The sequence below is a fragment of the Streptomyces sp. CO7 genome (assembly GCF_053474865.1).
This window is the reverse complement of record NZ_JBRIOU010000007.1, coordinates 83,798-92,375: the sequence shown is the minus strand read 5'-3', so window position 1 is coordinate 92,375 and position 8,578 is coordinate 83,798. Positions and strand designations below refer to the sequence as shown.

General features: G+C 71.3%; 7 protein-coding genes and 1 pseudogene. 4 read left to right on the top strand and 4 right to left on the bottom strand.

Going from position 1 to position 8,578, the window contains the following annotated elements:
• Nucleotides 1-159 precede the first annotated feature (159 nt).
• Together ACOV8S_RS24235 and ACOV8S_RS24230 are read right to left on the bottom strand one after the other, a co-directional pair.
• Nucleotides 160-735: a dihydrofolate reductase family protein gene (locus ACOV8S_RS24235; protein ID WP_448320269.1), complete on the bottom strand. Its 576-nt coding sequence runs from the start codon at nt 733-735 to the stop codon at nt 160-162.
• A 351-nt stretch (nt 736-1,086) separates the two neighbouring features.
• A complete protein-coding gene (locus tag ACOV8S_RS24230) occupies nt 1,087-1,701 on the bottom strand; it encodes a TetR/AcrR family transcriptional regulator (RefSeq protein ID WP_448320267.1) in 615 nt (204 codons plus the stop codon).
• A 104-nt stretch (nt 1,702-1,805) separates the two neighbouring features.
• Between ACOV8S_RS24230 and ACOV8S_RS24225 the strand changes: the two genes are divergently transcribed.
• Complete coding sequence (locus ACOV8S_RS24225; RefSeq protein ID WP_448320265.1) at nt 1,806-3,206, top strand: MFS transporter; 1,401 nt, start codon at nt 1,806-1,808, stop codon at nt 3,204-3,206.
• Between the two features lie 276 nt (nt 3,207-3,482).
• Here ACOV8S_RS24225 and ACOV8S_RS24220 read toward each other — a convergent pair.
• Nucleotides 3,483-4,413, bottom strand: a pseudogene (locus tag ACOV8S_RS24220) (NADP-dependent oxidoreductase).
• Nucleotides 4,414-4,817: 404 nt separating this feature from the next.
• Here ACOV8S_RS24220 and ACOV8S_RS24215 point away from each other — a divergent pair.
• The 3 genes from ACOV8S_RS24215 (at nt 4,818) to ACOV8S_RS24205 (ending at nt 7,523) form a co-directional block, all read left to right on the top strand.
• Nucleotides 4,818-5,636, top strand: a complete 819-nt coding sequence (locus ACOV8S_RS24215) for a phosphatase PAP2 family protein (RefSeq protein ID WP_448320264.1) — start codon at nt 4,818-4,820, stop codon at nt 5,634-5,636.
• A gap of 60 nt (nt 5,637-5,696) precedes the next feature.
• Complete coding sequence (locus tag ACOV8S_RS24210; RefSeq protein ID WP_448320262.1) at nt 5,697-6,260, top strand: TetR/AcrR family transcriptional regulator; 564 nt, start codon at nt 5,697-5,699, stop codon at nt 6,258-6,260.
• 210 nt (nt 6,261-6,470) lie between these two features.
• Complete coding sequence (locus tag ACOV8S_RS24205; RefSeq protein WP_448320260.1) at nt 6,471-7,523, top strand: medium chain dehydrogenase/reductase family protein; 1,053 nt, start codon at nt 6,471-6,473, stop codon at nt 7,521-7,523.
• A 163-nt stretch (nt 7,524-7,686) separates the two neighbouring features.
• Here the strand turns inward: ACOV8S_RS24205 and ACOV8S_RS24200 are convergent.
• The coding region (locus tag ACOV8S_RS24200) for a CU044_5270 family protein (RefSeq protein ID WP_448320259.1) at nt 7,687-8,578 on the bottom strand (892 nt) is incomplete at its 5' end.

Below are 8,578 nucleotides of genomic sequence, written 5' to 3'. Positions count from 1 at the left end.
CCCCCACGATCTCCCCGTGATCTCCCCCTGCGAGGGCTCACATCATGACGCCGGCGAGCGCTGGAAGACGTCCGTTTTACGCAGGCTCGGTACAAGTCGAAAGAAAATGAACCGACTTGGGCAGAATCACGCCAGGACGAACGGAATCGGACCGGCGGGTCAGTGCAGGGTGGGCCGGTAGACCAGCTCCTGGACGCGCCCGTCCAGGGTCCGGCTCCCCAGCAGTTCCAGGTCGAAGTCCTCGGCGCCCGCGAAGACCGGGTCCAGCCCCGTCCGGCCCGTGACGACGGGGAAGAGCGTCACCTGCAGCCGGTCCACCAGCCCGGCCGCCATCAGTGCCCGGTTCATCGCCAGGCTGCCGTGTGAGCGCAGGGGCACGTCCGACTCCTCCTTCAGCCGGGCCACCACCTCGACCGCGTCGCCGTCCGCCACGGTGGCGTCCGGCCAGTCGAGGGGCTCCTCCAGCGTCGTCGACACCACCGTCAGGGGCAGGTTCCGCATCCTCGTCACCCACGGGTCGCGCACGTCCGAGTCCTCCGTGCTCTCCGCCAGCATCCGCGCGAACAGCCGGTAGGTGTTCGCCCCCAGCACCATCCGCTGCTCCGCCCCGTACAGCCCGAGACGGTGTTCCAGCAGCTCAGGGCCCTGCTTCCCCCAGTAGCCGGTCCAGTCGCCGCCGGCGGCGCCGAAGCCGTCCAGGCTCACGAAGACGTCGAAGGTGTAGGTGGCGGTCATGTCGTCCTCCTCGGATGCGGCCGGACGCGGGGACCGGCCAGGTGGGATCCATCGTCGAACCGTCGTCCCACCTTCGACCCGCGGGCCGCGCCGAACTCATCGCCATGCCCGCCGCCCCCGGCCCCGACCACTCGAACGGCAGGATTCGGAGACGGCCCGCCGCCCGGCGCCTCCTGCGCGAGGGCCACGTGGGTGGTGCCCCTGTTCGTGCCGGTCGATCACTGTGGCCGTGCATGTACTCTGCGCCCACGCCTCACCGACGGTCGCCGTCCTGCCGTCCCGTCCTGGACAAGCGCGGGCCCAGCCGTTGCTTCACGCGGACGAGTGGGGCGCCCATGAGTGCCGCGGGCGTCACCTACCGTTGCCGATCTCGGGCACCACCGCACCCGGCGGAGTGAAGGCGGCCAGCGCCGTAGCCGTGATGTGGTCGGCAGCGCGCTCGGAGGTGAGGCGGCCGGCGCGGATCTCCTCCGCCGCACTGTGCATCACCGCGTGCAGGACGTTGACCATCCACGCGACCGGCAGGTCCGTACGGAAGGCGCCCTCGGCGCGGCCGCGGGCGACCAGAGCCTCGACGCGGGCCGCCGGGCCGGCGTGCAGCTCCCGGATGCGGCTCGCAGGAAGTTCCCGCTGTGCGGCGGCGAAGAGTGCCCGCGCTTGGTCGACCAGCTCCCAGCCGGCCTCGACGTACCGAGCCAGCGCGAGCGGCGGATCACCGGTCAGGTCGACCGAGTCCAGCGCCTCGTTGCCCCGGTCGATGGCGCGGCTCATCGCCGCGTCGACGACCTCCGCGCGTGAGGTGAAGTGCGCGTACAGCGTCACCCTGCCCACACCTGCCGCCCTGGCGATCTCGCTCAGGCTCGCTTCCGGGTTCCGTCCGAGGCAATCGGCCGCCGCCTGCACGATCGCCTCGATGCTGCGCAGCGCGTCGGCGCGCTTGACGGCTGTGGAGTGCTTGCTGCCCATGGGCCCACAGTACCTTCAGCAAGTCGTACAGTGTCGTTTGGTTTGTGACCCTTAAGCGTATAACGTGAACATGTCTGTACGACTTAACGTCGAGGGGTGAGCTCATGAGTGACGCGGAAACCACCACCACACGCGCAGCGGACGCACCACATCCGCTGCGCTGGACTGCCCTGGCGCTGCTGGGGCTGGCTCAGATGATGCTGATCCTCGACATCACCGTGGTCGCGATCGCACTGCCCGACATGGGTGCCGAACTGGACCTGAGCCGTGCGGCGTCGACGTGGGTGGTGAGCGGATACGCCCTCACGTTCGGGAGTCTGATGCTGCTCGGCGGCCGGGCCGCGGACCTGTTGGGCCCCAAGCAGGTTGTCCTGGCAGGGCTCGCCGTGTTCACCGCCGCGTCGCTGGCCGCCGGGTTGGCCACCGGCGCCCCGCTGCTGCTCGCCTCACGCGTGGCTCAGGGCGCGGGCGCCGCGATGCTGTCGCCCGCGGCTCTGTCGGTGGTGGTGCGGCTGTTCGACGGTGACGAGCGCAACCGGGCGCTGGGTGTCTGGTCGGCGCTGGGTGGCGGGGGCGCCGCCCTCGGCGTGCTGCTGGGCGGGCTGATCACGGCAGGCCCGGGCTGGGCCTGGGTCTTCTTCGTCAACGTCCCCGTCGGCCTGGTCGTCCTCGTCGCGCTCGCCCGGATCCTGCCCCGCCTGCCGCGAGCGGGCGCCGGTTCCCTCGACCTGCCCGGCGCCGCTCTCGTCGCCGTCGCGACCGGCGTCCTCATCTACGCCCTCATCCGGGCCGGCGACCATGGCTGGCTGAACACCGGCACGTTCGTTCCGGTCCTCGCCGCGGCGCTCGCCTACGCGGCGTTCGCCCTGTGGCAGCGGCGGGCGGCGGCGCCGCTGATGGACCCGCGGCTGCTGGGCCGTCGGCCGGTGCTGGCGGGCGTCTTCGTGATCGCCGTGGCGACGGCACTGATGGTGGGCGTCTTCTTCCTGGGCTCCTTCTACCTCCAGAACTCCCAGGGGCACGGCGCACTCATGACCGGTGTGCTGTTCCTGCCGGTGGCGCTGCTGACCATGGCCGCCGCGGCGGTGGCCGGGCGGGTGATCGGCCGTCTGGGGGCGAGGTCGCTGGCCGTCGTCTCCCTGGCCGTCGCGGCCGCCGGATTCCTCCTGCCGGTGTTCGGGTCCGGAACCGCCGTGATGGTCACCGGTGTGAGCATCGCCGCGGCGGGACTGGGGGCTCTGTTCGTCGTGGCCTCCGCCACCGCGCTCGCCACGGTCGCTCCCCACGAGGCCGGGGTGACGTCGGGCATCGTCAGTACCTTTCACGAGTTCGGCGCGGCGGCCGGCGCCGCGGCCGTCTCCAGCGCCGCCGCCACGGGCATCGCCGCGCGCGCCGGCGCCCGGAGCGCCTCCGGCTTCGACGGCGCGTTCCTCGTCGCCACCGGCATCGCCGCGGTGGCCGCCGTCGTCGCTCTGTGGCTGATCCCCGCCAAGAGGCAGCACTGATGCAGGAGTGGCGCCCTGGACGACCCACCCGCACGAGGTGAGGGCGGGTGTGCCGTCCGTCGGGTTGCGGCACAGTCGCAGGCTGCCGGTGGTCCGAACCGTCCGGCCGCGCCCTCGCCGGGCCATGCTGTACCGCGCGGGACTCCGTGCACGCGCGGCAGGGGGCTCAGATCTGCAGTCGCAGCTCAGAGTTGGCGGTCGCGCGATCCGCGATCACGCGACGTGATCAGGCGCTGGGGGTGATCGTCCGGCGATGCCCCTCGTGACGGCCCTCCTTCATCCCTCCGTGACGCTGATGATCGTCCTGCCGGCGGTGGGCGCGCCTGATGCGCCCGGGGTGAAGGCGGCGGCTGCCTCGGCGAGGGGCCTCACGGCGCCGACGGCCACTCCGAGCCGGCCGTCCCTCACGCGCTGGGCGAGATCGGTGAGCCGGGCGCGGTCGGGTTCGACGACGAAGAAGACCGCGCGCCCGTCTTCCGGCTGGACCCTGGGCGGCGTGGCGATGGAGACGAGCGTGCCGCCGGGGCGGACCAGGGCGGCCGAGCGGTCGAGGACGTCGCCGCCGATCACGTCGAACACGACGTCGGCCTCGCCCGCGTCCTCCAGCTTCTCGGCCTCCAGGTCCAGGAAGACGTCGACGCCGAGGGCGAGTGCCCTGTCCCGGTGGGAGGCACGACCGGTGCCGACGACGCGGGCGCCGGCCTCGCGGGCGAGCTGGACCGCGATCGAGCCGACGCTGCCCGCGGTTCCGTGGATCAGGACGGTCTGGCCGGTGGTGAGCCGGCCGTGGTCGAACAGGGCCTGCCAGGCGGTCAGTCCGGAGATCGGCAGCGCGGCGGCCACGGCGTGGTCGATGTCCGCCGGCAGCGGCGCGAGATTGCGGGCTTCCACCGCGGTGTACTCGGCGAGCGTGCCGTCGCGGGTCCAGTCGGCCAGGCCGAACACCCGCTGTCCGATGCTCAGGCCGGTGGTCCCGTACCCCAGTTCGGCGACCACCCCGGACAGCTCGTGCCCGGGCACGCTCGGCGTCCGGTCGCGGCCTGCGCGATCGGTCCACGTCGCGGGCCAGTCCAGCTCGCCGGGGGTGAAGCCCGCGGCGTGCACCCGCACGATGACGTCGTTCTCCGCCGCGTGGGGGTAGGGGGATGTCCGTCAGGGACATCCCCGCGGGACCCGCGTCACGGTCCCGCACAGTGATGGCTTGCATGGAGGTCCTTGTCAGGAGGGGCGACCCAAGTGTGTAGCCGGCTCCCTGGCGGGGCCACGGGGGCTCGCCCACGGGTGAGCGGGGCTGGTGGCCTGGTGGGATGTATGCCGTGTTCGCACGACCGATCCCACCCGCTGGCGGGATTCACCCGTCATCCCGCTCGCTTTCCCACCGGACCGGACCCGTCGCATACGCCCGGTTGGGGGCGCCCGACGCCGGATGCCGGGCGGTGCACTTCAGCGTCATGCCCCGTGATCCGGCATCGCAGGGCATCGATACATTCGCGTATCGGTACGCGTTCGTATCGATACTTCTACGTTTCGAAACGGTGCGTGTCGACGGGTTCGGTCACGGGGCCGCACTCACGCACCGCTGCGAGCGCGCAGTCATTGAGAGGGGTCGGGATGACGATCCGCACCGAGCCTTTCGAGCCGGAGCGCCACGGCATGGCCCGACCCCCACTGATGCGGGAGCTCCTGCTGGTCGCCGGGCTCTTCCTCCTCTACAAACTCGGTCGCCAACTGGCCACGGGCCGCACCGGCACCGCCCTCCACAACGCGCACCGCGTGTGGGACCTGGAACGGGCCGGCCACCTCCCCGGCGAGGGCGCCGTGCAGTCCCTGCTGCTGCACAGCGACACCCTGATCCATTTGGCGAACACCTACTACGCGGCGATCCACTTCCCGGCCACCTTGTGCTTCCTCGCCTGGCTCTACCTGCGCCGCCCCGCCCACTACGTCTGGGCCCGCCGGGTGCTCGCCGTCGTCACCACGGCCGCTCTGGTGCTGCCGTTCACCTTCCCCCTGGCTCCGCCGAGGCTGGTGGCCTTCACCGGGCTCGAGGACACCGCGCGGCTGTACGGGCCGTCGGTGTACGGGCCGCCGAGCACCGACCACCTCTCCAACCAGTTCGCCGCGATGCCGTCGCTGCACTTCGGCTGGGCGCTGATGGTGGCGATCGGCGTCGTCGTGGCGAGTGGATCGCGCTGGCGCTGGCTGATGGTGCTCCATCCCCTTGCCACCCTCACCGTGATCGTGGGGACGGCGAACCACTACTGGCTCGACTCCCTGGCCGCGGCCCTCATGCTCACCCTGGCCCTCACCCTCTTCCGCCCTCCGCACCTTCGCGAGGGCGGCATAGGCGATCGCGTCCGCGGCCAAGGCCGTGGCCGTGGCTCTGTGCTCGCCACCGCCGGTGCGGGCATCGAGTCGCGACGGGCGTGAGCCGCCGTGCCACCGAGGGCCCACCTTGACGGGAACGTTAGTGAGTGATTGAGTACTCACATGCAGAAGCAACCACGCCGGCTGTCCTCCGCCGAGGAGCGCAGGGAAACGGTGCTGCGGACCGCCATCGGAGCGTTCGCGGCGCGCGGATACTTCGGCACGACCACCGCGGAGGTCGCCAAGGCGGCCGGCATCTCGCAGGCGTACGTCTACCGGCTCTTCCCCAACAAGGAGGTGCTGTTCACCGCGGTCGTGGAGCACTGCTTCACCCGGGTCCGTGCGGCCCTGGAGGGAGGGGCGGCCAAGGTGACCAGCAGTGAGCCGCAGGCGGTGCTCGACTCCATGGGGGATGCCTACGCCCAGCTGATCAGCGACAACGACCTTCTCCTTGTGCAGCTGCACGCCCAGGCGGCGGCTGTTTCCGAGCCCGCGATCAAAGAGGCGGTGCGCGCCGGGTACGCCCGCACGGTCGAGTACGTCCGCAGTGCGTCGGGTGGCAGTGAGGAACAGGTCCAGCGGTTCTTCGCTGTCGGCATGCTGTGTCACCTGATCGTCTCCCTGGACGCCTCCTCCATCGACGCCCCGTGGACGCGCACCCTGACCGCGGGCATCGTCCACTACTGACCTTCGAGGTCCCGCACTCGACCGGTTCCGTGAACGTGTGCCCCTCGGAAGGGGGGCGTTCATTATGGCCCACGAGTGAGTGATTGACCATTCTTAGCGTGCGGCATGGAGTGAGTCGAGCGCTAGTCGACCTTCGCCTCGGGGTCCCGTGGCCCACTTGCGTGAGTGGTTGGTCAATCTCTTGCACCTACTCAATCCTCAGGAGCAACCATGCAGATCACTGAAATCGTTCTTCCCGCCGTCGGAGAGCCCGAGAGCCTCGAAGTCCGCCTGCGTGAGCGTCCCCGGCCGGGCCCCGGGCAGGCCCTGGTCCGCGTGGAGGCCAGTGGTGTGAGCTTCGCCGAGCAGCAGATGAGGCGGGGCAAGTACTACGACATGCCGGCGTTTCCCTTCGTCCCTGGTTACGACCTCGTCGGCGTGGTGGAGGAGCTCGGCGCGCCGGCAGGAGGTGGAAAGCCGGGGCCGGCTGTGGGGCAACGGGTCGCCGCCCTCACCAAGACGGGCGGCTGGGCGGACCACGTCCTGCTGGACGCCGACGATCTCGTACCGGTGCCGGACGGTGTCGACGCCGCGGAGGCGGAGACGCTGGTGACGAACGGCGCGACGGCCTGGCGGATGCTGTTCCGCGTGGCGCGGGTCCGGGCGGGCGACACCGTCGTCGTCCACGGCGCCAACGGCGGCGTCGGCAGCGTCCTGGTGCAGCTCGCCCGGGCCAGGGGAGTGCGGGTCATCGGCACCGCGTCGGCACGCAACCAGGAGGCCGTCGCCGCGCTGGGGGCGCTGCCCGTCGACTACCGGGACGACGTGCCCGCCCGGGTCCGGGAACTGGCCCCGCAGGGGGTCGCGGCGGTCTTCGACCACGTCGGCGGCAAGGGCATCCAGGACTCCTGGCGCATGCTCGCCCGCGGCGGCACGCTCGTCTCGTACGGCAGCGCCTCCACCCGCGACGCGTCGGGCAACGGCACGCTCACCGTGCTCAGGCTCGTGGCCAGGCTGGCGCTGTGGAACGTCCTGCCCAACGGACGCAACGCCTACTTCTTCAACCTGTGGGCCGGCAAGGCGCGGAACCCGCGGAAGTACCGGGCCGACCTCGGGGAGGACCTCACCGAGGTGTTCGGACTGCTGCGGAACGGGACGATCCAGGCGCGGATCGACAGCGTCTACCCGCTGCGGCAGGCAGCCGCCGCGATGCGGCACGCGGAGTCCGGCACCGTCGTGGGCAAGGTCGTGCTCTCTCCTTCCGCGGACGACGACCGTCGCTGAAGCGTCACCGGGGCAGGTGCTGAAACACCAGCTCAAGTGCCCCACACCCTGCGCCCAGCCGACCGCGCCGTCGATCGCGGCCTTCACGTCGGGGGACGCAGACCCGGCCCGTCACCGAGGTGCCTCGTGAGCCCAAGGGCGTCACGAGGCACCTCTGGCGTTCTCACGCCCCGGAGGAGGGCACTTCCTTCAGCGCGTCGACGGCCTGGCGGACGATGACGGCCTGGGTGTACAGAACCGTGCCGGGCTTGATCAGACCGGAGTCGCCGCCGTGGGGGCGGACCTGAACGGTGCGCTCGCCCAGGTAGGTGTACGTGTCGGGGTCGAAGACCCATTCCGTGCGGGTGCCGGAGGTCTCGTCGAGGCGGGCGACGGCGATCCCGTGACGGCCGGCCGCGTCGATGGCGTCCTTGACCTGCACGACGCCGGGGATGTCCGCGGCGGCCTTGTACAGGGCGGTGTTCAGCTGGGCCGGGGGCAGGGACTCGTGCAACAGGTCGCCGATGGTGGTGAAGGCCTGCTGATCGGGGCTGTTGCCCATGCCCTTCGTCTCCTTGTAGATCTTCTCCAGGAGGGCGTCGGGGTCCGTGGGAAGGGTGGCGAGGTAGTCGTAGGTGGGCGCGTTGAGGTAGGCGGGTTCCTGCGTCCCCTTCTCGTTGGTGCGGTCGAGCTTCTCGCCGCCGGACGGGGTGACGGCCGGGTCGATGAGCCAGCCCTCGGCGCCGTCGGTGGAGTTCCAGACCTGACGGCGGTGGATGCCGTCGCTGGCGAGGGTCGTCCTGTCGCCGACCGTCTTCTCGTAGGTGGTGCCGACCCTGCTCTCGATGTACACGTACTGACCCGCGGCGACCTTCGCCTGCGGCGACTCGTTCGCGGCCAGGGAGATCCTGTCCAGGAGCTGGGGAACGCCGGAGCTGGTCCCGGTGCCGACCGCCGTGGTGAGCGGCGGCCCGGCCACCGACTCGTCGGTGTCGCCGCTGCCGAGCGTGAGGACGCCCGTGGCGAGGAGGGCGAGCGAGCACGCGGCGGCGGGCAGGACGAACAGGGGCCGCAGG

Bases quoted from the DNA above. Each gene is read 5' to 3' on its own strand.
- ACOV8S_RS24210 (WP_448320262.1), top strand. From the start codon at position 5,697: ATGCAGAAGCAACCACGCCGGCTGTCCTCCGCCGAGGAGCGCAGGGAA.
- ACOV8S_RS24205 (WP_448320260.1), top strand. From the start codon at position 6,471: ATGCAGATCACTGAAATCGTTCTTCCCGCCGTCGGAGAGCCCGAGAGC.
- ACOV8S_RS24225 (WP_448320265.1), top strand. From the start codon at position 1,806: ATGAGTGACGCGGAAACCACCACCACACGCGCAGCGGACGCACCACAT.
- ACOV8S_RS24215 (WP_448320264.1), top strand. From the start codon at position 4,818: ATGACGATCCGCACCGAGCCTTTCGAGCCGGAGCGCCACGGCATGGCC.
- ACOV8S_RS24235 (WP_448320269.1), bottom strand. From the start codon at position 735: ATGACCGCCACCTACACCTTCGACGTCTTCGTGAGCCTGGACGGCTTC.
- ACOV8S_RS24230 (WP_448320267.1), bottom strand. From the start codon at position 1,701: ATGGGCAGCAAGCACTCCACAGCCGTCAAGCGCGCCGACGCGCTGCGC.